Source organism: Arthrobacter sp. NyZ413 (assembly GCF_049390645.1).
Lineage (GTDB): Bacteria > Actinomycetota > Actinomycetes > Actinomycetales > Micrococcaceae > Arthrobacter.
In genome coordinates, this window is sequence record NZ_CP155435.1 from 65,233 (window position 1) to 86,849 (window position 21,617).

The window sequence follows — 21,617 nt, forward strand, 5'->3', positions numbered from 1 at the left end:
CTAACTGTACAGACGGCGTGCGGGCCGGCGGAGTTGATCGGGTATCTGCGCGGCCGGTACCGGATATCCGTAGAAGTAGCCCTGACCGTGGAGGCATCCCATGGCCTGCAGTTGGGTAGCCTGTTCGGCGGTTTCGATGCCTTCGACGGTTGCATTGAGTCCGGCTGCGGAAATCAGCTGCAGAATGGCGGACACGAATTCTTGCTGCCGGGGGTCGGACTCCATGTCCTTGATCAGGGAATGGTCGACTTTCACGGTGTCCGCCGGGAGCGACCTGAGGTAGCTGATGGATGAGTAGCCGGTGCCGAAGTCGTCGATCTGCAGCCCCACGCCGAGCTCCCGGAGCCGGCTCAGGACCTGTTCTTCCCCGGTTCCCCGGGACATCAACACGGTCTCGGTGATTTCCAGGACCAGACGCCGCGGATCCACGCCGTTCCTGGCCAGGGTGTCCCTGATGTCCTCCAGCAGGTCGGGCCGAAGCAGTTCGGCGGCGGAAAGATTGATGTGCAGACAAAAGTGTGGCAGGTCCGGGTCGGTGTGGCTCCAGCGCCCCATCTGGGCGAGGCCTTCATGCAGCACCCACCGTCCCAGCTCGAAGATCAGCCCGGTTTCTTCCGCGATGCCGATGAAGCTGCCCGGCAGTATGGTTCCGCGGACGGGGTGATGCCATCTCAGGAGGGCTTCGACGCCGATGACCTTGCCGGAGCCCAGCTCGACCACCGGCTGGTACAGCAGTGCCAGCTCCCCGCCGGCAACGGCGGTGCGCAGTTCCGCGGTGATCCGCGACCGTTCCCGGACCGCGTCGAGCATGTCCTGGTGGAAGAGCTGGACATTGTTACGGCCCCGCGCCTTTGCCTGGTACATGGCAATGTCGGCATAGCGCATCAGCGCCTCCGCCGGGTACCCCGGTGAGCCGAGGCACACCCCGATGCTGGCCATTGCCCAGACCGTCTCCGATCCGATGCGCATGCTCTCCTGCAGACACTCCGATGCCCGGTGCGCAATCCGCAGGACCTCCTCTTCCGTGGCCCCGGTAAGGAGGATGGCAAATTCATCCCCGCCCAGGCGCGCCACAGTATCCGAGGCCCTGACGACGGAACACAGACGGTTGGCGACCTCCACCAGCGCGGCGTCACCGGCGCTGTGGCCCAGAATGTCGTTGATGGCTTTGAAGGAGTCCAGATCCAGGACCAACACGGCAGGTGCTCTTCCGTCGTCCGCGCCGGACACGACGGCTTCCTGGATCCTCTCCGTGAGCAGGGTCCTGTTTGCCAGGCCCGTCAGGGCATCCGTTTTGGCCATCTGTTCCAGCTCAACCTGCGTCTGCCTCAGCATTGCCGTGCGGGCGGCCACCCTCTGTTCCAGATCCGAATGAATGTGACCCAGTTCCTCCGCAAGCAGGTTGACCCCCGTGATGACAGCATCAATCTCATCCCGGTGCTCCGAAGGTTCAATACGCGCGTCCAGATCACCGGCAGCCAGCCGGACAACGCCGTCAACCAACAGCTGAAGGCGCGGGTCCTGAACCCGCTTTCTCCGGCTCATGCAACCCCGGGGAGCAGAAAACCGCCGTGAAGTGCGTCATTGACGGGCTCCATCCCGCCAATGCGCCAACCGGCAGGCGTGCGGCCACCAACCGGGAGCTTCCGCTGTGTGAGTGGCGAATTATTTCTCGTCATGGCGCGGACTCCATGGACAACGTCCGATGCGGCGCCCCGGTGTCGCTTCACCACCACAAAGGTCTGCCCGGTCGCGGTGCCGGCTGAGGGGCGAACAGGAATTCGGCCGCCGGTCAGTCCCGGACCGGAAGGCGCCTTCGTGCCGGGAAGACCGTGGCGGTGTGACGGCGCCCGCCTCCTCCACAGCCGGTGCACCTCCCCATCAAGAGGCGCAGCCATGGGGCTTGGCTTTGACCGCTGCGGGAAACACCTCCGGGGCTCACGCACCAACATCAAGCCAGTCGATGGCCTCGCTGCGTGATGTAAAAAAACGGGTCGGGCAAGGCGGGATATGCACACCAAGGAAAAAGTTCGCCAAGACCCGGTCCACGGGCGACTTGCCCAACAAAGCAATCCGGGACGCGCCGCACGGAATGGACCAGACAGCCCTTGCCTCCCGGCTCACGGACGCGACTTCTGCCATGTCGACAAGCATCGGGTGCTGCTCCTGCCGGCACAACTCGTTGACTTTCGCCATGGCCGCACGGGCATCCTCAACCTCGATGGCGACCCCGGGCACCCAGCGCAGATGAAGAAAACCGTCAACGCTAAAATCGACACTGGACTTTCCACCATCCGCAGAATCCGGTACCACGATCACGTCCCCTCCCGGGCAGGCCGCCGAGCCTTTCAGCAACTCCTCAAAAATACCCCGCACACCACCAAAGTTCTCGTCGAAACAACGCCGGGCCGGCACACCAAGTATTGACCGGCCCACGAACCGCAGCCCCGCGCGCCACAGTTCGCATGGCCTCATCCGCGCTGCCTTCGCTCACCAGCGTTGCGGGCGGGACGTCCCCCAATTGAGGGTTCACGCCCTGAAACGGGGCCTGGACTACTGCTGCGGAGTGCCGCTCGGCCAGCAAGGCGTGCCGGAGGCAGGTCATGACCTCGGCCGAAGATGTCCCGCAGCTACCTGACCAGCTCAGCCTTGGGCAGTCGGATCGAATCCTGGTAGGCCTTCAACGCGGCACGGCCTGCCGGGGTCGCTGTCCTGGGAAGCATGGAGGCGCCGAAGCCTGACCACACTGCGCCATGGCGGGCATGGGGCCAGGTCCGGGAAAGTGACAGGCGGGCAGCAGGGTGAAATCTCACCCTCGCAATAGACAACCGGGGAGTCGTAGCTAGTGTAGGGGTGCTTAAAGAATTTACCCCGGCCGCATCATGGCTCGTGTCCAGAGAGGCGGGTCCGGGGACTTCGCCTACCAGTTTACAGGAAGCCTCGGTTCAACCAATGACCGTTACTCCGTGGACAGATCCGGCCCATGGCCGTGCCCTCGATAAAGCTGTCACCCCGACACGCATGGGTACCTATTTGGCTGCCGCCGGACACGATCCGGCATTGGCCCGTCGCCTATATGTCTGGGACAGAGACGTCGCGGCAGCCTTCCTTGCCGACATCGCGATCTTGGAAGTGGCCTTAAGGAGCGCCGTCGTGGCGCAACTCGATCGGCTTTACGGAGTTCGGTGGTTTGAAGTGGATGCGGGATTCGATGGTCCTACCCGTTCGAAACTTCAAGGTGCCTGGGAGGACCTTCCCCAAGGCCGGCGGACGCCAGGACATCTGGTTGCCCGGCTCATGTAGGAGTCGGTGTCGATGGAAACCGTCTACTCCTGCGGATAGTCCGACGGGTCATGGGCCCGGTCCGGGACGCCCCGGTACGTGCAGGAGTAGTTGAACTTCAGGTAGTCGATGTCCAGCGTAGTCACCGCGGCTCCTTCTTCAGTCCACAAAACTGACCGCGCCCCCTGTGTCCCGGTTCGAAACTGAGTCTAGGGGCAGCCCGTCACCGGGAAAGATTTCCCGCGTTTTCGCGTCACGATCCGCTCCGCAGACACACTGTAGCCGTAGGGGGTCCTCCGCGTCGTGCCGGGGCTGGGATGCCCAGCCCCGGCAGTTGTCCAAAGTTCTTTGGACAGTGGGTCCCGGTCGTGGATGCCGGCATAGGCTCCGCGATCGAGGTTAGTTGGCCTGGATCGCCTGTTGCGGAACCGGGGCAGGGCGGGGCCCGGGCGAATCTGTCCTTGGGTCAGGCGTTCTCGCATCGACCGGGGGTTGGTGTTCAGGGACGCTGCCGACCCGGTCAGCCGGTCGCGGCCCGGTGCTGTACGCGTGCGTGGGTATTCAAGGTTGTGTCAGTTTCGGCTTCGCGTGTCTGATCTGGCTGCGAAACCGTCCAGCGCGGCGAGGATTTCGTCGGAACGCCAGTGCCGGCCGCGTTTGAACTTGTCGAATCCTTTCACTGCGCCGGATTCTTCGAGGACCTGCATTTGACGCCAGATGGTCGCCGGGGCCAGGCCGAGTCTGTCTTCCAGTAGTTTGGCGTTGACGACAGGCTGGCGGGTTAGCAGCTCCGCGATTTTCCAGGCCGCTGCGTCGCGGCGGGCGGTGATGCTGTTTGTCCAGCGCCCGCGCGCGGCTGCGATGTCTTGGGCCAGTTGCCGGCCGTTGTCGATGGCACGGAAGGTCGCCTCGGCCGTGAGCAAGATGATGCGGTCCGGGTTGCCTTCCCGGTACGCGGTGAGCGCGTCGTGGTAACCGGTGACGTCGTTCAAGAGTCCGGCCGATACCGGGACGGTGACGGTCCTGGTCAGGCCCTTGTTGCGGAGCATGGCGTGAAGCAGTGCCCGGCCGGTGCGACCGTTGCCGTCTGTGAAGGGGTGGATGGTCTCAAACTGCGCATGGGCGATCGCGGCTTGGGTCAGGATCTGTATGTTGTTTCGGCTCGCGTAGCCCATCAGGTCATCCATGAGCGCAGGTACGCGTCCAGCATCCGGTGCCACGAAATCCGCGCCGATCGGGCTGGCGCTGGAAGTGCCGATCCAGACGGGTTCTCTGCGCCACTGTCCCGCGCCTCCAGGATCAGCGTGCCGCATCAAAGCCCGGTGCATGTCCAGCACGCTGGCAATCTCCAGCGAATCGGCGGCGGCCAGGGCGGCGTTCATGGCGGCCACGTTGTCCACGACCAGGGTGGCGTTGACCTTGGAATCATCACCGAGCTCCGCCATGCCGATACTGCGGGCGTTCGCGGTGACATTCTCGAGCTGCGATGACGAGACAGATTCCGTTCGGAGCAAGATGGCGGAGAACGGGGCGACGTCACTGCCGAATTCATGGTCGAAGTCCCGGATCGCCAACGCCGCGTCTTCGGCGGCGGCGATCACTTCACCTGCCGGTCTGTACTGGATGCCGGCGATACGTGGCGGTAGGGCGGCCTTGTAAGGCAGGAACGGCGCATCGGTCAGGTGGCGGGGACCCGACGTCACCTTGTTCTCCCAACGCAGGCTCTCCCAGTCCAGAGCGGGCCACGCATTGTTCCCCGGACCGGTGCTCCGGTCAGGGGACTCAGAGGGCGGTGCCTCTGAGGGCAAGTGGTGATCCATGAAGGCTCCCTGATCCAAATGACGCGGGACCCGAAAATCCGCCGCTGTGTCTGCCTCACCTCCCAATGGAAGTGAAATCCTTCATCCAAAACTATTTCACTTCCATTCTAAATGAAAAGATAAGCGTGGTGGGTTTTCAGATCAGCCCTACCCGTGTGTGCTCAGAGACGCCGAGGAGTGCCGAGTCTTCTCGTTTGGCAATTCGCCAACTACGCTGGCAAGCCACAGGAATGCAGGCAACTGTGGCTTGCCAGCATTGTTGGCGAAACTGTCAACCCGGTTGGCGAGCCGGTGAGAGTGGCCGAAGCCTGCCCGGACTCTCCGATTTGCCTTGACTGTAGTGAGACATGAACCGGTATTTCGTTTCATCCGAGGTGAGGCACCCGCGCCATTTCGCCATCGTCTGCCTCAAGTTGGGCGAGACGGGACATCCCTGAACGTGTGCCGATCCCAGCTGTTACACAACTCGGGCCTTCTCCCCTCAGTCGGAGGCGCAGCGCGCCGGCAGCTGACCCCGTTGGTCAGCTGCCGGCCTCCGCCTGCGCCAATCGAGCGTTGAGCCGGTCTACCTCGTCGAGTACCTCGGTGGCCGCCCAGGCACGGTTCCTTTGCGAGGTGGTGATCTGGGTGATGACTCCGACCTTGGTCAAACGCTCCAGGGCGCCGTAGACGGATCTCTCCTCGACGCCGGCTACGTAGGCGGCGCTGTGCGCTTCGAAGACAGGCCTTTCCAGCAGCCAGGGGATGATCTTCTCGTCCGCGGAGTTCTTCCTGGGGCGGGCGAGCTCCAACCACATGCCCGGCAAGGCGTTCAAGGCTTTGACGGACTCCGCCGCCGCTTCGGACGCGTGAACGGCAGACCGGGCCAGGTACAGGACGAGAGCATCCGCTTCACCGTCGCGGTAGTTATTGACCAGGCTGAAGTACTTCTCAACGTCAGCGACCATGGCCGAGGCGATAGGCGTGACAGTGTTCTTTGTAAGTCTTCGGCGCCGCGAGATCGCGCCGATCAGGGCCCGGCCGATGCGGCCGTTGCCATCGGTGAAGGGGTGGATGGATTCGAATTGTGCGTGGGCGATCGCTGCCTGGGCCATGATCGGAACGTCGGCCCGGTTGCAAAACGCGATCAGGTCGGCCATGAGATCTGGCACCAGCTCCGGCGGAGGCGGGACGTGGATGGCACCGCGTGGCGAGTAATCACTGCCGCCGATCCAGTTCTGGACATCCCGGATCTTGCCCGCATGGGCCGCATCGACCGGATCGTTTTTCATCAGTGCACGGTGGGCTGCGAGTATGGCCTCCATCCTGATCTCACCGGTCGTTCCTGCGTCGGCAATCATCGTCTGCACTGCTTCGGCAGCGGCAACCATGGACTTGGCATTGTCACTTGCCTTGAGCCCGATCATGGCTTTGGCATAGTCGTTCCGGTCGGCGTCGACCTGTTCGATTTTGGATGAGGACACCGCCTCGCTGCGCAGCAGAAAGCTGCTGATGGCAGCCATCCTGGAACCGGCCGTTACATCGAGTGAAGCGACAGCGGCAGCGGCCTCTTCCAAGGCGACGATGGTCTCGCGTCCCGGCTCGAACCAGCACTCGGCAATTCTTGGAGGCACTGACACCATGACTTCGGTGAATTCGCGGTCCTCACGCGGCGGCCTGCCCTGGGATTTCCAGGGCATGATCATGCTGCCGTGTCTCGGCCAATCGCTCATGACGCCCTCCCCGAAACCCTGAACAAGCAAGCTCTTATTCAGATTTTAGCTATCAAGCATGAATACCGCTCCCCTTATTCATGAATTAGCCAGCGCCAGCGCCAACGCCGAGGGCGTTGGTGGCCACCCCAGTAGCGGTGATGCCGGCGTCCAGGGGCGGTACTCCGCCCTCCCTTTCTCAGCGACGTTGTCCTTGTGAGTCTTGTGAGTCCGGGGCGGACCCCCTGGGGGGTTATTCTGACTGAAGAATATGTGATTATCCCAGAACTTGAGATGCTTTGTGATGCTTTGGATATTATGGGGGAATGGAACCAGCCCTGAATCCCTTCGCTCCTGGCTCCGGCGTCAGGCCGCCGGCCCTTGTTGGCCGGCAGCCGGAGATTGATGCCTTTGACCTGTTGGTTGCCCGGGCGAAAGCCAACGCCGCGGGGGACCGGGGGATCCTGCTCACGGGTCTGCGGGGGGTGGGCAAGACTGTGCTGTTGAATGAGTTCTCCGAAATGGCTCGCCGCAACGGATGGCTCGTGGTCCAGTTTGAGGCGCAGGCAGGGGACGGGGGAGCGGAGGCGGTCCGGAAGAAGCTGGCCCGCGAGCTTCAATTGGGGGCGCGGCGGCTGAGGCAGACTCCGGCCTGGTCCCACCTGCGTGCGCAAGGCCTGGGTAGCATCTCGAACATCTCCGTTTCCCTTGGCCTGCAGGGGCTGACCGCGGACTTGAAGTTCGCCGCCGGACGGGCGGACTCCCGCGTGCTCGATATTGATCTTGAAGAGATGATCGAGGATGTCTCGGTATCGATGCGCAAAGCCCGGGCAGGCTTCGCGTTGGTGATCGATGAAATGCAGGACCTCGATCCCGGGCTGCTCGGAGCGTTGCTGACGGCACAGCACGCGGCGGGACAGCGGGGCTGGCCGTTCTACATCATCGGCGCGGGACTGCCGTCCCTTCCCGGCCGGCTCAGCGAGAGCCGTTCCTACGCCGAACGGCTCTTCCACTACCGGATGATCGGCAAGCTCGACGACAAATCGGCAGCAGACGCCCTGACCGTGCCGATTGAGCGCCTCGGTGCCATCCTGAAAGGGGAGCCGCTGCGCACGGTCCTGCAAGCGGCGGGCGGATACGCGTACTTCCTCCAGGCCTATGGGCGCACGCTCTGGGAAACCGCCTCGGAAAAGGAAATCACTCCCGGGGATGCCAGACTTGCCGTTGAACTGGGAACATCCGATCTTGATCACGGGTTTTTCATCGCACGATGGCAACGCGCCACCCCCGCCGAAAGGCTCTACCTGCGCGCCATGAGCCAGGACGGAGAAGGCCCCACAGCAACAGCCGAACTCAGCGGACGTCTCGGAAAAGACCACAGCTCACTGACCAGCCAACGCGCCCGCCTCATCGAGAAAGGCATCATCTTCGCCCCGGAGCACGGCTATGTTCAATTCACGGTACCCGGCATGGGAGCGTTCATCTCCCGCCACCAAGATTGAAGGCTCTGCTGAGCTCCAAGCACCAATGCCTTGTTCACTGTTTCGTGATTTTCATTTCGAATGAACATGCGTAAAAAATGAACAGGGTGATGCAATGAGAGAGTCGCTTGCTCGACGTCTTTCCAAGCGCCTCGAAGAGTACGGCCTCAGCTTCATCGAACCGACAGATCTGACCAAACTCGGCGACGGGGACACGCTTGAAGCCACCCTGCGCGAAGCGCGCGGATCGTCCCGGACCCAATACAGAGTTCTTTACTCCTCGAGTCAGACCGAAGGAACGCTCAGGCCGACGGGACTGCTGGTTGAGCCGCGTCGTCTCCTATCCGTCGGGCCGCGCATCACCGAGCGCAGCGCGGAGCGTTTCCGAGCCCTCGGAGTCAACTTCCTCGACCAGGCAGGAAACGCCTTCATCGTTTTCGACCGCGTGCGCATTGACGTCCGGGGAAGGCGTCCCGACCCTAATCTTGCTGCCGAGCCCGGCGTGGGCAAGTCTGTACGCGGAGCAAGCCTCTTCAGCACAAAGCGTTCACAGGTCGTCTTCGCTATCTTGTCCTGGGAAGAGCTCCTCGGGGGAACGGTCCGGGAGATTGCCCACACAGCAAGGGTCTCTACCGGCCAAGTGCACGCAACGATGGGTCTCTTGGGGCAGGGTGGTTTCCTGGATGGTCGCAACTGGGCATCGCCACGGGAGCGTGACCGCCTTATCGACCAATGGACAGCCGCATACCCACTGGGTCTGGGGGCCGCTGCCGGGGCCCAGCCCTTCTCGGGTGACTTCACGGAACTTCAGGCTACTAATATGCCGGTTTATGTCAGCGGCGGCGCCGCCGTACCGGAGGTGATGCGCCGACCGGAGTCGATCGTGCTCTACAGCACGGAGATCCCGGTGGAGCTGATCCGCAAGAACCGCTGGCGCCGCAACGAGGACAGGCCCAACATCTTCCTCCGTCAACAGTTCTGGATTCCGCCAGAGCCCGAGACCCCGGGAAGCCAACGGGCTCCGTGGCTGTTGGTATACGCCGATCTCATGGCGTCCAACGACAGCAGACTGCGTGAGGCGGCGCAGGAGCTCAGAGGCATCCATGACACCGAAAAACCTCGAGCAGGAAAGCCGCTCGTACAGACAGCAACTAAACCCGCCCCGGTATGCCGCTCAGCGCGTAGACGAAAGCGCCATTCCTGCTGCATGCATTAAGGATTGGGCATTACTTGAAACCGGCCAGCGGGTATCGATCCACTTTTCATGTGAAAGGCGACACTGGAGCACGGTCCTATCAAGTCGACGGTCTGGTCTTTAGGACGGCCGGCACTCGATTAATTCCTGTCAGCCAGTCGTGGGCTGGTCTGCTGATCGAATTGATCAGTGCGAAGACATCCCGCGCGCGTTCGGCTGCATCTACTTCCAGAAGCGTCTCCATGTGGGAGACGCGGTTCCGTAGACCATGAAGCCTGAACACCCGCCAGAAAGTTGTCTCTCCGTCGGGGTCCTCCTCATTGGGAAACGCGTGCACGAGGGCTTCATTCCACATTCGTGTGCGGTTCTGGTTCTCTCTGTTATTGGCGGCGTTGTCCTTATGATTGGGCAATAGATCCTTCCATAGCCCAAAGGTGATTTGCGCTAAGACATCATCATGCGTGACCGCCTGTCCGTGACGCCAGTGAGCCTGCTCACGCTTCGCCATGGCTTTGTTGGCGTTTTGGATGGCCTGCAACCTCTTCCCTTGGCTTAGGCTCTTGAGCGGTGCAGCAGGTTCTTCCAGTAGCCAGCTCTGGGAAGCTCCGAGTTCAGCGTTGTTCCATTTCTGCAGTTCGGCATCCATCGCGTTGCGGAGGACTACTTCGACTACGCTAAGCAATTCCTGAAACGCAGAGGTCAGGTGGAGATTCCAGCCGTACAGCGAAAGGGCCAGCTTCTCGTCCCCCGATGACACGTTGAGATATGGCTCCAAACGAGAACGATGGAGTGAATCAATGAGTGCCGCACGGGTCTGCCGTCTATCTGCCATGGACTGTATCTTGCCAGAGGGCGGTAGTGTTCCTTACCGTGGGCGGCTTCTCGTCGGCGAGGCCTCACCCTATCTGCGTAGTTTTGTTCACGACGCTACGAACGTGTAGAATTTTGGGCATAGAAGGTGAGGACAAGGTCGCTCATCAACGAGATTAAAAGGGTCTGTAGGACGAACGCGCCTGCAGGCCTTTTTTCTGCCTTTACCTACGATGGCGACTACCCTGGCCGTCCCGTCCACACTTCAGCGCAGCTGTGGCACTAATGAATTCGTATCTCACTTATTTTGGATCGGGATGCCCGCTACATCTAGTTCCCGGCCTCAGTGTAGTGGACGAACAGCGTTGGCCCAACGATCAGGTCGGTGCGCAGAAACCACCGGTCAGCCCGCGGCCGCAAACGAGCGTGCAGCGGCCAGCACCTGCGGGCCGACGTCGTCCAGTTGGCCTTCGCGCAGGAGCCTTGCCGGCGGGACATCGTCCAGCTGTGGGTTCATGCCCTGGAACCAGGCCTGCACTACGGGCCGGGAATCACGCTCCGCGAGCAGGGCGGCCATGTGGTAGGCGGTCCTTAATCGGTGCATCACGTCGGCGGAGGGTTTCCGTTCCCCGTCGGCCCATTGCCGGACGGCCCGGGTTTCCTTGACGGAACCGATGTAGGCCACAAGCTTCGCGCCTAGGATTTCCCGAAGTCCACGGACCAGTTCGGCCTCCGGCAGTCGGATGGAATCTTGGTACGCCTTCAGCCCGGCGCGGGCTCCTGCAAGTGATGTCATACCCTTATACTGCCATTAGCAGGCTATTTCACAAGCAAAATCACATCCTAAATCACAGGTGATAAAACGCCGATAATGGAGATTATGTCAAGTTGAACCGTGATTATTGCATCTGATGCATGATCACCTTTCTTTCCCCCATCTCTTCCTGCGTGGATCGCCTGGATGCCGGAACTGCCCCCTGACCTGCGGTAATGCCGCTTCTGCTGCCGATCTCAGCCACGCCTCGGGTGTTTGGCGTGTACCCAACGCGACCTAAAGGAATTGTCCGAGACGGGCCCTGACCTGCGGATTTGCGCCGATTCTGCATTAATTGCATGATTCATTCATCCAATGCAATGTCAGAAGGGGTTTGTCGTGGCAGTTGATGCAGCGGGTCGTGTGCTTGATTTCGGCCCTGTGCGGTTCCTTCATCCCGAGGACCATGTGTTCACGCAGATGCTCACGGGCTGGCGTAACCAGCAGTTGAGCAGGAACCTGGCCTTCGGCACCATCGAGTCGAGGGAACGGCTCGTGACGCGCTTCCAGGAATCGACGAACGAGTATCCCTGGCACTGGACGCCGGCCCATGTTGACGAATTTTTCGGGGATCTTCGCAGTCTGAAGCACGCAGCCCAATCGACGATCCGGTCCTATCAGGCCGCACTGAGGGCGTTCTGCGCCTACGTGGCTTCCCCGGAGTACGGCTGGGACCGTGTCTGCGAACAGCATTTCGGGACTCATCCGGTCCAGGTCTGCTTTGACTGGAACACAGCCGTCCACGCCCAAGCCGGCGAGTCCTCCCCCAAGCGCCGGCCGTTCACGCAGCGGGAACTCCAGGACTTCTTCGACCGGGCCGATGATGAGGTCGACCGGATCGCCTCGCTGGGCCGCAAGGGCTGGCTGCCGGCTTACCGTGACGCGGTCCTGTTCAAAGTGGCCTATTGCTGGGGTCTGCGCCGCAATGAGGTCCGCCACCTGCAGACGGTGGACTTCGGCAGGAATCCGCACGCCCGTGAGTTCGGCAAATACGGCGTGCTTCAGGTCCGGTACGGAAAGGCCATGAAGGGGTCTCCCCCGAAGCGCCGCAGCGTCCTGACGGTATTCGACTGGTCGACGGAGATCGTGGCCGACTGGCTCGAACGCGGGCGCCCCCACATGACGGACGGACTGGACCTGTTCCCTTCCGAACGCGGCACGCTGGTTTCCGAAACCGCGTTGAACCGCCGCTTCAACCGGTACTGCGAAGACCTGGGCCTCTCCCCCGGGCTGGACATCCACTCGCTGCGCCGTTCCTACATCACCCACTTGATCGAGTCCGGCATGGACGCCTTGTTCGTCCAGCACCAGGCAGGGCATGAGCATGCCTCGACCACGGCCCTCTACACGTCCGTGTCGAGTGACTTCCGGGTCAAAACCCTGCGCCGCGCCCTGGACTCGACCGTCAGGGCCGCACTGGGCGGAATGGAAGACTAATCCCTATGAAACGAGAGATCGACTACCGGTGGCGGCTCGCCGAACTCATGGCAGCCCGCGGAATGCACAACAGCACCGACCTGAGCCCACTGCTAAAAGAACGCGGCATCGAACTCTCTGCCTCCCAGGTATACCGGCTCGTCACCCAGCGCCCGGAACGCGTTTCACTCATGATGGTCGCCGCCCTCTGCGACATCTTCTCCTGCGGACCCGAGGACCTGGTCACCGTCACGGCAACAGATGCCAAGGTCCGTAAGGTCGCCTCCGACGCCAACGTCGTGGACCTAAACAAGACCATTCGGCCCAAACGCGCCCGCGTGATCCGCGATGACGGCTGACATCACGCCGCGCCCTATCGTGCGGGGCCGCCCTCGCAACGCAGGGACCTTCACGTGTGACCGGTGCTCAAGGACGGCCGGCAAACACCGCGCAAGCTGGCCCGAAGGCAGGATCTGCGGGACCTGCTTCACGATTGCCATGCGCACTCACGGGTCGTGCCCTGGATGCGGCACGGACCGCATGCTCCCCGGCCGAGCCCTTGCCCATGGCAACAAGCCCATCTGCGTCGATTGCGCGGGCATCACCCAGGACTACCAATGCTCGCGCTGCGGCACGGAAACCGAGCACTACCGCCAAGGCACTTGCGCCCGCTGCTCGCTGCGGGACGACCTCACAGTGCTACTCCGCATTGAACAGAGAAGTGCGGAGGCCGAGACGGCGGCGGCGAAATTGCTCACGGCCCTCTGCGGAGCCCAACGCCCCGAAAGCATCCTGAGCTGGCTTCGCGACGCCGGCGTCAGAGACCTCCTCGAACGGATTTCCACCGGCAACATTCCTCTCAGCCACGAGGCGCTGGATGGAGAACCGAACAGCAAGCGCGTGGAACACCTACGCAGCCTGCTCACCCACCACAAACTGCTCCCGAACCGCGACCATTACCTCGCGCTCTTCGAACGGTGGCTCGCCAGCAAGCTCGAGGACATCGACGACCCCGAGATCCGCCGGCCCGTCGAATCCTTCGCCCGCTGGCACCACCTGCGCCGCATCCGCAGCCTCTCCGGGGACGGGAAACCCACCCGCGGTCCCGTGCACAATGCCAAGCAGGAAATCACCGAAAACATCAAATTCCTGACCTGGCTCAAATCCACCCACGGGCGGGCGGTTGCTTCCTGCGTCCAAGCCGACGTCGACGCCTGGCTTGCCGCCGGCCCCACCACCAGGCACGCCATCCGAACATTCTTCGTCTGGGCTGTCAAGAACCGGACCTGCACCAACATCGTCATCGGATTCCGGCAGGCCAAGACCGTGCCACTGCTCACCCAGGGCCAGCGGCTCGCCATGCTCAAAGCCTGCCTCACCGACAACATCGACACCCTGCACTACCGGGTCGCCGCCACTCTCCTGCTGCTCTACGCCCAGCCAGTCGTGAAGATCGCCGCGATGAAAAGCACCGACGTGATCATCACGCCCGACGGATTGCGTCTGTCTCTCGGCGAAGGCGACCCTGCACCAGTACCGGAGCCGTTCGCGTCACTGCTCACCGAACACTTGGCGGCACGCCCCAACATGCGCACCGGCAGCAGCTCAGGCAGCGAATGGCTGTTTCCCGGATACCGGCCCGGGCGACACATCCACCCCAACACTCTCATGGAGCGTCTCCGGGAACTGGGCATCGACCTCCTGGGCGCACGGAACGCATCCCTCCGCGGGCTCGTGAAGGAAGTTCCCGCCCCGCTCGTCGCCGAAATGCTCGGCTACAGCTATCAGGTCACGCAGAAACATGCGGCCGCAACAGCGGAACCCTGGTCCCGATACTCCCGTGCGCCCTCGACACCGCAGTGGCACGACGCCACCCCGTAATCGGGAACCAGGACGGGACCCAATCACGGATTCCGGGCGAACCAGTCCGAGGCCTCCATGGGTTTCGCTTTCGGCCGTCCCACTTGATCAACGACAGGGACCCAAGTCTTGTCGGGCACGTCTTCTGCGAACCATTCAAAGGCCCGAATCGTCGGGTGGGCCGCGATTGCCGCCGGGTCCGTACTCGACAGAGCAACTGCCCTGATAAGCAACAATTCCTCCAGGCACGGCGCTTCAAGGAGTGGGCCAAACCCGGAGAGACCCTTCATCGATCCGATCTCCAAGCGCTTGAGGTGGACAAGGCCAGCGAGTGAAGGCAGTGACCGTACCTGCGGTAAACCATAAAGGCTAAGCAGCCGCAGGCTTGCCTGAGCGCCCAGAGCAGACAGGTCATGCAGGCCGCGGATCTGGTTGACGGCGAGGTAAGTCAGGTTCGAGCAGCCATTGACCACGTCAATTGATGTTCCGGAGCCCCCTCGGATGTCCAACCACTGCAGCTGCGGCAGAGACGACAAGAAGCCCTCGGGGATTTTTACTGCCCAGAGCGTTAGGCGCCGGACACCCGAGAGCCACTCGACATCCGAGAGGTCGAGTGATGCGTGGTCGATCCACACGTCATGCTCCGAGCGCCATTTGGCAGCAGACTGAGCGGATCTTCGTTGGGCAACCATGACCCGAGTATGTCGCATAGCCCCGTTGAACCACGATACTGAGGCTCCCGGTGAGTCTCGTCAGTTGCGATTAGTACCAAAACGAATATGCATGGTTACCAGTAGTAAAGAGGCTATTCGCGTTTTCTGCGAATACATCCACTGTCCGTTCTCACCGTAGTTGTCAGTTTTCTCAACTAATCGGTCAGCCTGCGGGATTTGGCCTCATTCTCATCGAAGATGTCAGCGCGCATGGGGGCAAACGCTGCGAAATCGCTGGCGGGCACCAGTCGGCGCATTCGGAACTGACAAGTTGGATGAAACGTCCGGGTTCTTCTTTGTCTCATCCAACGTGTCAATGTCCATGTCGCGACTGACAACTGTGGTGAGAACGGACATCCAGATCGCCGGGGTGTCCGGGGACTATCTCATAAACGGTGTATCCGGCGGTTTGTTTTAGTAGTTTTCAGCGGCCGGGAATCGGTCGCTGAAAGTGATGGCGAAGGCTGCTAGGACGGGCCATCCGTGAAACTCGGCCGCTTCTCGAGTGGTGAGAACAACTGCGGCGGCACCGTCCGTCAGAAAGGACGCATTTGCTGCCGTCACCGTCCCGTCCGGCGAGAACGCAGGGCGGAGCCGCCTGAGAGCTTCAAGGGAGGTATCTGCCCGGATGCCCTCGTCCTCGGTGATCTCGACGGCTGCACCTTTGCGTGGGAAAACCTTCACCGGGATGATCTCCTCGGTCCATACTCCGAACTCGCGCGCAGCGGCGGCCCGCAGATGCGAGGTGACAGCCAGAGTGTCTTGCTCTTCCCTGGTCATGCCAAGCGCCGCGTTGGCACGATCCGTCGCCACCCCATGGCTTCGTGGTCGAAAGCATCGGTCAGGCCATCATTTGCCGCGGCATCCACCAAAGTGAGAGCGCCGTACGCGTTTCCGACTCGCGTTCCGGCGACGAGACGAGGGGCCTGGCTCATGGACTCCTGGCCGCCGGCGACGACCACTGATGCATCACCGAGGCGCAGCATCCGGGCTCCCTCGATGATGGAGGAGAGCCCGGAGAGGCACACCTTATTCACTGTCACCGCCGGTGCGCTGAGGGGAATCCCCGCTGCAACGGCGCTCTGGCGCGCCGGATTGTGCCCGGCACCGGACTGCAGCACTTGTCCCATGAGGACGGCTTCCACTGCCTCCGGCGAGATGCCGGCTCGGGCCAGTGCGCCGGCGATTGCCGCTCCGCCGAGTTCCACGGCGGAAAGAGCTGAGAGTTGTCCTAAGCCGAAGATTCTTCTATGTTTGTCAAGCCGCATTCTGTCTTGTGTTCGCATTGTTTAGTGAGCGGTAGATCCGCCTGGCGAGGTAGCGTTTGAGGCATCGGCGGATTTCTCGGTCCGTGCGTCCTTCGGCGCGGCGTTTCTCGACATAGGCGCGGGTCTCGGGATCATGGGTCATGCGGGTGACGGTGGCCATGTGCAGGGCACGGTTTACGCGTCTGTCTCCACCTCGGCTGAGTCGGTGACGCACCGTGTTGCCTGAGGAAGCAGGGATTGGGCTGACTCCGGACAAGGAGGCGAACGCGGCCTCGGACCGCAGTCTGCCGTGGTGGGACCACGCGGTCAGGCAGACCGCCGCGGTCACCGGGCCGATTCCCTTCACGTCCAGCAGCGGCGCGGCGGCGCTGATCTCGACGAGCTCGCTCATCCGGTCCCTGGAGGCCGTGCGGTCCCTGCCCCACGGCCACGTGGCCGCCGTGGCCGCCCAGGCCAAGGCGCTCGGGATGCCCGCGCTGCTGGGGCGTGCCGGGCGGATGCGCGACATTGCCTTCGCCCTGGTGATCGCTCGGGTCTGCCGTCCCGGGTCGAAGCTGGCGACCACCCGCTGGTGGTCCGACAGCACCCTGGCCGAGGACCTCGGCGTCACCGACGCCACCACGGACGAGGTCTACGCCGCGATGGACTGGCTCGCCGGCCGGCAGGACGGAATTGAAGCCAGGCTCGCCGCCCGGCACCTGTCCGAAGCCGCGAATCCGGACCGGCTCGCACTGTTCGATCTGTCCTCGTCCCGGGTCACCGGGCACAAATGCCCGCTGGCGGCCCGCGGATACTCCCGCGACGGGAAGAAGGGCCTGCCGCAGATCGAATACGGACTGCTCACCGACATCGACGGCCGGCCGGTCTCGGTACGCGTCGTTCCCGGGAACACCGCCGACCCCAAAGCCTTCGAAGACCTCGCGACGGACTTCAAAACCCGCTACCGGCTCGCCGAGATGGTCATGGTCGGGGACCCCGGCATGATCACCTCTGCCCGGATCGAACAGCTCAAAGAACTCGGCGGTCTGGGCTGGGTCACCGCGCTGCGCGCACCGGCAATCAAGGCCCTCGCCGCCGACGACGGACCCCTCCCTGTTCGACCAGGCGGACCTGGCCGAGATTAGCCACCCGGACTATCCCGGCGAACGCCTCGTCGCCTGCCGTAACCCCGCCCTGGCGCAGGAGCGGGCCCGCAAGCGCGGCGAACTGCTCGCCGCCACCGACGCGGAACTGGCGAAAATCACCGCCGCCGCCGACGCCGGCCGCATCCACGGTGTCGGGAAGATCGGGCTCCGCGCCGGGAAAGTCATCGGCAGATACAAGATGGAAAAGCACTACATCCTCACCATCGATGACGCCTCCTTCACCTGGGCACGGAACGAGGATCAGATCGCGGCCGAAGCGGCCCTGGACGGGATCTACATCATCCGCACCCCCGTCAACGCAACCCGGATGGACCCCGGCAAGGTCGTGGCGACCTACAAGTCCCTGGCCAACGTCGAACGCGACTTCCGCTCGATCAAAGCCATCGACCTGCACCTGCGCCCGGTCCACCACTACACAGAAACCCGGGTACGGGCGCACGTGTTCATCTGCATGCTCGCCGCCTACCTGACCTGGCACCTGCGCCAGGCCTGGGCACCGCTGACCTTCACCGACGAACACCGGCCCGAACCGGCCAACCCCGTTGGCCCCGCCCACCGCTCCACCGCCGGGCACACCAAGGCATCCCGGCACACCACCACCGGCGGGCAACCCGCCCACAGCTTCCGCTCCCTGCTCGACCACCTCGCCACCCTGACCCGCAACCGGTTGCACATCAACGGCACCGGAAAGAACACCGGATTCGACCTCGTCACCACACTCACACCCATCCAACGCCAGGCCTTCGAACTCATCGGCCAGCCCATCCCGACCACCATCGGAGGAAAGTAGCCAGACAAACAACCCCCGGAACCCGTGAAATCCCCGCCCGTGGCGAATTTTAGGGGTCGTTGCAACACCGATGGTGTTTAGTTCGTCAATAGTAGGTCACGCAGGCGCTCGGCTGGGGTATCCCAGCCGAGCGTCTTGCGCGGGCGGGCGTTGAGTTCCTGGGCGACGTGCTCGAGGTCTTCGGGACCGTAGACGGACAGGTCGGTGCCCTTGGGGAAGCATTGGCGCAGCAGCCCGTTGGTGTTCTCGTTGGACCCGCGTTGCCAGGGGCTTCCCGGATCGCAGAAGTAGACGTCCATGTCGGTGGCGATGCTGAAGGCCTTGTGTTTGGCCATCTCGGCGCCCTGGTCCCAGGTGAGCCAGCCGCGCAGGTGCGCGGGCAGGGCGCTCATGGTCTTGATGAGCCCATCGCGCACGGATTCGGCGTTGTGGTCGGTGGGCAGGTGCACGAGCATCACGTACCGTGTGGTGCGTTCCACGAGGGTCGCGATCGCCGACTGGTTGTAGGCGCCGGTGATGAGATCCCCCTCCCAGTGGCCCGGGACCGCGCGGTCTTCGACCTCGGGCGGGCGTTCGGAGATATTGATCATCGGGTCGCGGAACCGGGAGGTGCGTTCCTCCGTGTTCTTGCGGGTTTTGCGGCGGGTCCGCCCGGTGCGCAGGGCGTCCTTGACCTCGCGCTTGAGCCCGCCGCGGGCCTGGAGATAGAGGGCCTGGTAGATCGTTTCGGGGCTCACGCGCATCTGCTCGTCATCGGGGTATTCCTTGATCAGCAAGTGGGAGATCTGTTCGGGCGAGCACCGGGTGAGCAGTTTGTCTTTCACGAAATCCCGGAGCCGCTGGTTGCCGTTCAGCTTACTGACTTTGGGCCGGGGCCGGCGTGCCACCGCGGCCCGCTGGGCGCCGTAGGGCTGGTATCCGAGGACCGGGTGGCTGTTGCGGGAGATCTCGCGGCTGATCGAGGACGGGGAGCGCCCCAGGGCCGCTGCCACGGCCCTGCTGGAACAGCCCTGAGCCTTCATGTCCCGGATTCTCTCGCGGTCCTGCAGCGACAGGTAGCGAGGATCGATCACCTTCTCCAGTGCCGTTTGGGCGATGGAGGCAGTCGTCGTTCCCTGGGTGGCCTCGGTAGCCGCGATCGCAGTATTCACCGTCTGTTTATAGTCGACGGCAGCGGTTTCAGGGTGAACAAGTTTCCCCTTGGCCTGGACGATGCCGTTGTCCCACAGGTAGGCCGTTTTGCGGTCAACACCGACTGCCGCTGTTGCTTCACGCCGGCCCACCCCGGCTGCGCGCAAGCGGAAGAACTCCTGCCGTTTTCCCACCGTGACGCGGACGCTGCGGATGCCGGCAGCCCTGGCCCAGTTATGACACGTATCTTTGCTCAGGCCCAGCTGCCTGGCCGCTTCGGTGACGCTGCCGACTTTCTCCAACACAGCGAAGAACTCATCCTTCTCAGCCTGCGTGTGCTTCCGGTTGGGCCCGGTGGTCTTCCTTTCCCGTTTGGGCAACGCCCCGGTCTCGCGGACCCATGCGTAGCAGACGGCGGCGCTTAGCCCCAGCTCTGACGCCGCGGCCGAGACGTTCCCGAGGCGGTCCAGGAGCGTGAAGAACCCGTCCTTCTGAGCCTGCGTATACTCCCGGCGGGGCTCGGAACCCTTCACACCGTACTTGAGCCGGGTCCCGGCTTGCCGGGCCCATTTGCGGCACGTGGCCGCCTTGAATCCGAGTTCACGGGCCGCCGCGGCGGCACACTCGAGCCGCTCCAACACAGCGAAGAACTCATCCTTCTCGGCCTGTGAGTACCGCCTGTAGGTGTTCTTCTGTGGCGGCGTGGGCACGGGACCCGATTTTCCCCTTAAAGAAGATTCTTGATTTGAAGACGACATGGTCGTTGCAACTCCCGAAAATCAGGGGTGTTGCAACGACCACTAGAAGTCACCCGTGGCGGGGATTTCACGGGTCACGACAGACGTAACTTCGGCCTAAGAGTCTCCCCTGCGCCGTGCGGACAGCACCCACGATCACTACGTCATTCGGATTTGATTGCCGCTGGTCAAAATCTGTTCTCATGCAAAGCCTCAGAAGTGGTTGTGTTAATCGAGACGGCGGGCAGCACTCAGGGGCACCGCGTCCTCTTTGTGGACAGATACGGTCATGTCATGAGCAGCCGCGTTAGACCTCCTGCGGGGAAATTCGCCCCGAGAGTCATGCAGCGGTCGATGTCCTCGGAAGTCGCAACGACGCCCTCGTCGAGCATCAGTTGGGCTTCCTCGGCGAGAGCGTCGCGGACGCGCCGGCGGATCCGGTTCGGGTCCACACCGTGCGGCTCAGAAGGAAGAATCCTCGCCGCGGGCGGCACCTCGCCCCTTGCGTTGAAAAAGCCGGGAATTCCGGCCGCGACGACGGCATCAAGAGACGCCGACCGGCCGAAGCGGTCAGGGTAGGCCCGGTGCAGTGTGTCACAGATGTGCCGTTGCACGGCAGGGCCGATGTAGCCGATCAGGTCTAAGGGCGTCATGGGCAGGCGCCAGGGCGCGAGAGAACTGTCCACGGCAACCGGATCACCGCCTTTGTCGATCTCGGTCAGGATTTCGCAAAATAGGCGGGTGAGGATCCGGTTGACCACGAATCCGGGACTGTCGGCCACGTATACGGCCGTCTTGCCAAGCCGAGTCGCAAGGTCTGATGCGCTCGAGACAGTGGATTCGGATGCGAACGGGGTCCGGATCAGTTCGATCAGCGGCAGCACGGCAACGGGATTGAAGAAGTGGAACCCGACCACTCTCTCTGGGTGCTTGAGTCCGCGGGCCATGGAGGCGACGGAGAGTGAGGATGTGTTCGTGAGCAGGAGGGCGTCTGGGGCAACGGACTCCTCCAGTTGCCGGAGTACAGTCCGCTTGACTTTGAGTTCCTCGAAGACTGCCTCTATGGCCGCGTCGCACGAGCTGAATTCGGCGGGATCAGTGGTGCCGCGAATCAGTTCGGCGATTTCGGCAGCTTCACCAGGCTGGAGCCTGCCCTTGGTTTCCTGCCGGTTAAGATTTTCGCGCATCCGTTTGACGGCCCCGGCAACGCGGTCGGCGGAGATGTCGCTGAGAGTGACCGGGATGCGGAGTCTTTCAGCGAACAGCAGCACGAGCTGGCTTGCCATGAGCCCGGCCCCGACGACACCGAAGGTTTCGATTCTTTTCGGGGAGGCGGGGCAACCGTCGGTTGCTGACGTGGTGGAAGCGATATTCGAAAAAGTGTTGTGAGACATCTGTTCCTGATTCCGTTACCTACCCGCGGAGGTAGACCTTGTGTCGTGCGTGTAAAGAATTCTTTGACCG

The 21,617-nt window shown here is 62.7% G+C and carries 15 protein-coding genes and 3 pseudogenes; 7 read left to right on the forward strand and 11 right to left on the reverse strand.

Annotated features, from left to right (window positions below; all coding sequences use genetic code 11):
• Both ABCW42_RS21110 and ABCW42_RS21115 read right to left on the reverse strand, forming a co-directional pair.
• Positions 1-1,545: a putative bifunctional diguanylate cyclase/phosphodiesterase gene (locus ABCW42_RS21110; RefSeq protein WP_423185130.1), complete on the reverse strand. Its 1,545-nt coding sequence runs from the start codon at positions 1,543-1,545 to the stop codon at positions 1-3.
• A gap of 393 nt (positions 1,546-1,938) precedes the next feature.
• Positions 1,939-2,475, reverse strand: coding sequence for a hypothetical protein (locus ABCW42_RS21115; protein WP_423185131.1), 537 nt, complete (start codon positions 2,473-2,475; stop codon positions 1,939-1,941).
• A gap of 477 nt (positions 2,476-2,952) precedes the next feature.
• Here ABCW42_RS21115 and ABCW42_RS21120 point away from each other — a divergent pair, with 477 nt between their 5' ends.
• Positions 2,953-3,303: a hypothetical protein gene (locus tag ABCW42_RS21120; RefSeq protein WP_423185132.1), complete on the forward strand. Its 351-nt coding sequence runs from the start codon at positions 2,953-2,955 to the stop codon at positions 3,301-3,303.
• A 551-nt stretch (positions 3,304-3,854) separates the two neighbouring features.
• Here the strand turns inward: ABCW42_RS21120 and ABCW42_RS21125 are convergent.
• Together ABCW42_RS21125 and ABCW42_RS21130 are read right to left on the reverse strand one after the other, a co-directional pair.
• Entirely contained in the window at positions 3,855-5,102 is a 1,248-nt protein-coding gene (locus tag ABCW42_RS21125; protein WP_423185133.1) for a Fic family protein, read from the reverse strand.
• Positions 5,103-5,623: 521 nt separating this feature from the next.
• Positions 5,624-6,814 carry a Fic family protein gene (locus tag ABCW42_RS21130; protein WP_423185134.1) on the reverse strand — a complete coding sequence of 397 codons (1,191 nt, stop codon included), beginning with the start codon at positions 6,812-6,814 and terminating at the stop codon, positions 5,624-5,626.
• 305 nt (positions 6,815-7,119) lie between these two features.
• Between ABCW42_RS21130 and ABCW42_RS21135 the strand changes: the two genes are divergently transcribed.
• Together ABCW42_RS21135 and ABCW42_RS21140 are read left to right on the forward strand one after the other, a co-directional pair.
• A complete protein-coding gene (locus tag ABCW42_RS21135; RefSeq protein ID WP_423185135.1) occupies positions 7,120-8,295 on the forward strand; it encodes an ATP-binding protein in 1,176 nt (391 codons plus the stop codon).
• A gap of 94 nt (positions 8,296-8,389) precedes the next feature.
• Entirely contained in the window at positions 8,390-9,490 is a 1,101-nt protein-coding gene (locus ABCW42_RS21140) for a type IV toxin-antitoxin system AbiEi family antitoxin (protein ID WP_423185136.1), read from the forward strand.
• 79 nt (positions 9,491-9,569) lie between these two features.
• Here ABCW42_RS21140 and ABCW42_RS21145 read toward each other — a convergent pair whose 3' ends face one another.
• Complete coding sequence (locus ABCW42_RS21145; RefSeq protein WP_423185137.1) at positions 9,570-10,301, reverse strand: hypothetical protein; 732 nt, start codon at positions 10,299-10,301, stop codon at positions 9,570-9,572.
• Between the two features lie 381 nt (positions 10,302-10,682).
• The gene (locus ABCW42_RS21150; RefSeq protein ID WP_423185138.1) at positions 10,683-11,075 is read right to left on the reverse strand and encodes a hypothetical protein; all 393 of its coding nucleotides are present in this window, start codon (positions 11,073-11,075) and stop codon (positions 10,683-10,685) included.
• 357 nt (positions 11,076-11,432) lie between these two features.
• On the opposite strand from ABCW42_RS21150, the gene ABCW42_RS21155 reads away from it, so the two are divergent.
• The 3 genes from ABCW42_RS21155 (at position 11,433) to ABCW42_RS21165 (ending at position 14,390) form a co-directional block, all read left to right on the forward strand.
• Positions 11,433-12,530 carry a tyrosine-type recombinase/integrase gene (locus ABCW42_RS21155; RefSeq protein ID WP_423181294.1) on the forward strand — a complete coding sequence of 366 codons (1,098 nt, stop codon included), beginning with the start codon at positions 11,433-11,435 and terminating at the stop codon, positions 12,528-12,530.
• Between the two features lie 5 nt (positions 12,531-12,535).
• Positions 12,536-12,868 (forward strand): helix-turn-helix domain-containing protein, encoded by a 333-nt coding sequence (locus tag ABCW42_RS21160; RefSeq protein ID WP_028275137.1) that lies wholly within the window; start codon positions 12,536-12,538, stop codon positions 12,866-12,868.
• Positions 12,869-13,049: 181 nt separating this feature from the next.
• A complete protein-coding gene (locus tag ABCW42_RS21165) occupies positions 13,050-14,390 on the forward strand; it encodes a hypothetical protein (RefSeq protein ID WP_423181295.1) in 1,341 nt (446 codons plus the stop codon).
• Positions 14,391-14,413: 23 nt separating this feature from the next.
• On the opposite strand, the gene ABCW42_RS21170 is transcribed toward ABCW42_RS21165, so the two are convergent.
• From ABCW42_RS21170 to ABCW42_RS21180, 3 genes and pseudogenes are all read right to left on the reverse strand, one after another.
• Positions 14,414-15,061, reverse strand: coding sequence for a hypothetical protein (locus tag ABCW42_RS21170; protein ID WP_423181296.1), 648 nt, complete (start codon positions 15,059-15,061; stop codon positions 14,414-14,416).
• 435 nt (positions 15,062-15,496) lie between these two features.
• Positions 15,497-16,368 (reverse strand): annotated as a pseudogene (locus tag ABCW42_RS21175) (hypothetical protein).
• Positions 16,340-16,738 (reverse strand): annotated as a pseudogene (locus ABCW42_RS21180) (transposase); the annotation flags it as partial. The pseudogenes ABCW42_RS21180 and ABCW42_RS21175, both read right to left, overlap by 29 nt.
• 10 nt (positions 16,739-16,748) lie before the next feature.
• Here ABCW42_RS21180 and ABCW42_RS21185 point away from each other — a divergent pair.
• Positions 16,749-18,285: pseudogene (locus ABCW42_RS21185) on the forward strand (IS1634 family transposase); the annotation flags it as partial.
• 77 nt (positions 18,286-18,362) lie between these two features.
• Here the strand turns inward: ABCW42_RS21185 and ABCW42_RS21190 are convergent.
• Complete coding sequence (locus ABCW42_RS21190; protein WP_423185162.1) at positions 18,363-19,568, reverse strand: IS30 family transposase; 1,206 nt, start codon at positions 19,566-19,568, stop codon at positions 18,363-18,365.
• A gap of 872 nt (positions 19,569-20,440) precedes the next feature.
• Complete coding sequence (locus ABCW42_RS21195) at positions 20,441-21,547, reverse strand: 3-hydroxyacyl-CoA dehydrogenase NAD-binding domain-containing protein (protein WP_423185139.1); 1,107 nt, start codon at positions 21,545-21,547, stop codon at positions 20,441-20,443.
• Between the last annotated feature and the right edge of the window lie 70 nt (positions 21,548-21,617).

What these genes read in the sequence shown, in the direction of transcription:
- ABCW42_RS21170 (WP_423181296.1), bottom strand. Translation starts at nt 15,061, where the DNA reads ATGGTTGCCCAACGAAGATCCGCTCAGTCTGCTGCCAAATGGCGCTCG.
- ABCW42_RS21145 (WP_423185137.1), bottom strand. Translation starts at nt 10,301, where the DNA reads ATGGCAGATAGACGGCAGACCCGTGCGGCACTCATTGATTCACTCCAT.
- ABCW42_RS21115 (WP_423185131.1), bottom strand. Translation starts at nt 2,475, where the DNA reads ATGAGGCCATGCGAACTGTGGCGCGCGGGGCTGCGGTTCGTGGGCCGG.
- ABCW42_RS21130 (WP_423185134.1), bottom strand. Translation starts at nt 6,814, where the DNA reads ATGAGCGATTGGCCGAGACACGGCAGCATGATCATGCCCTGGAAATCC.
- ABCW42_RS21110 (WP_423185130.1), bottom strand. Translation starts at nt 1,545, where the DNA reads ATGAGCCGGAGAAAGCGGGTTCAGGACCCGCGCCTTCAGCTGTTGGTT.
- ABCW42_RS21165 (WP_423181295.1), top strand. Translation starts at nt 13,050, where the DNA reads ATGCTCCCCGGCCGAGCCCTTGCCCATGGCAACAAGCCCATCTGCGTC.
- ABCW42_RS21140 (WP_423185136.1), top strand. Translation starts at nt 8,390, where the DNA reads ATGAGAGAGTCGCTTGCTCGACGTCTTTCCAAGCGCCTCGAAGAGTAC.
- ABCW42_RS21195 (WP_423185139.1), bottom strand. Translation starts at nt 21,547, where the DNA reads ATGTCTCACAACACTTTTTCGAATATCGCTTCCACCACGTCAGCAACC.
- ABCW42_RS21150 (WP_423185138.1), bottom strand. Translation starts at nt 11,075, where the DNA reads ATGACATCACTTGCAGGAGCCCGCGCCGGGCTGAAGGCGTACCAAGAT.
- ABCW42_RS21135 (WP_423185135.1), top strand. Translation starts at nt 7,120, where the DNA reads ATGGAACCAGCCCTGAATCCCTTCGCTCCTGGCTCCGGCGTCAGGCCG.
- ABCW42_RS21160 (WP_028275137.1), top strand. Translation starts at nt 12,536, where the DNA reads ATGAAACGAGAGATCGACTACCGGTGGCGGCTCGCCGAACTCATGGCA.
- ABCW42_RS21125 (WP_423185133.1), bottom strand. Translation starts at nt 5,102, where the DNA reads ATGGATCACCACTTGCCCTCAGAGGCACCGCCCTCTGAGTCCCCTGAC.
- ABCW42_RS21120 (WP_423185132.1), top strand. Translation starts at nt 2,953, where the DNA reads ATGACCGTTACTCCGTGGACAGATCCGGCCCATGGCCGTGCCCTCGAT.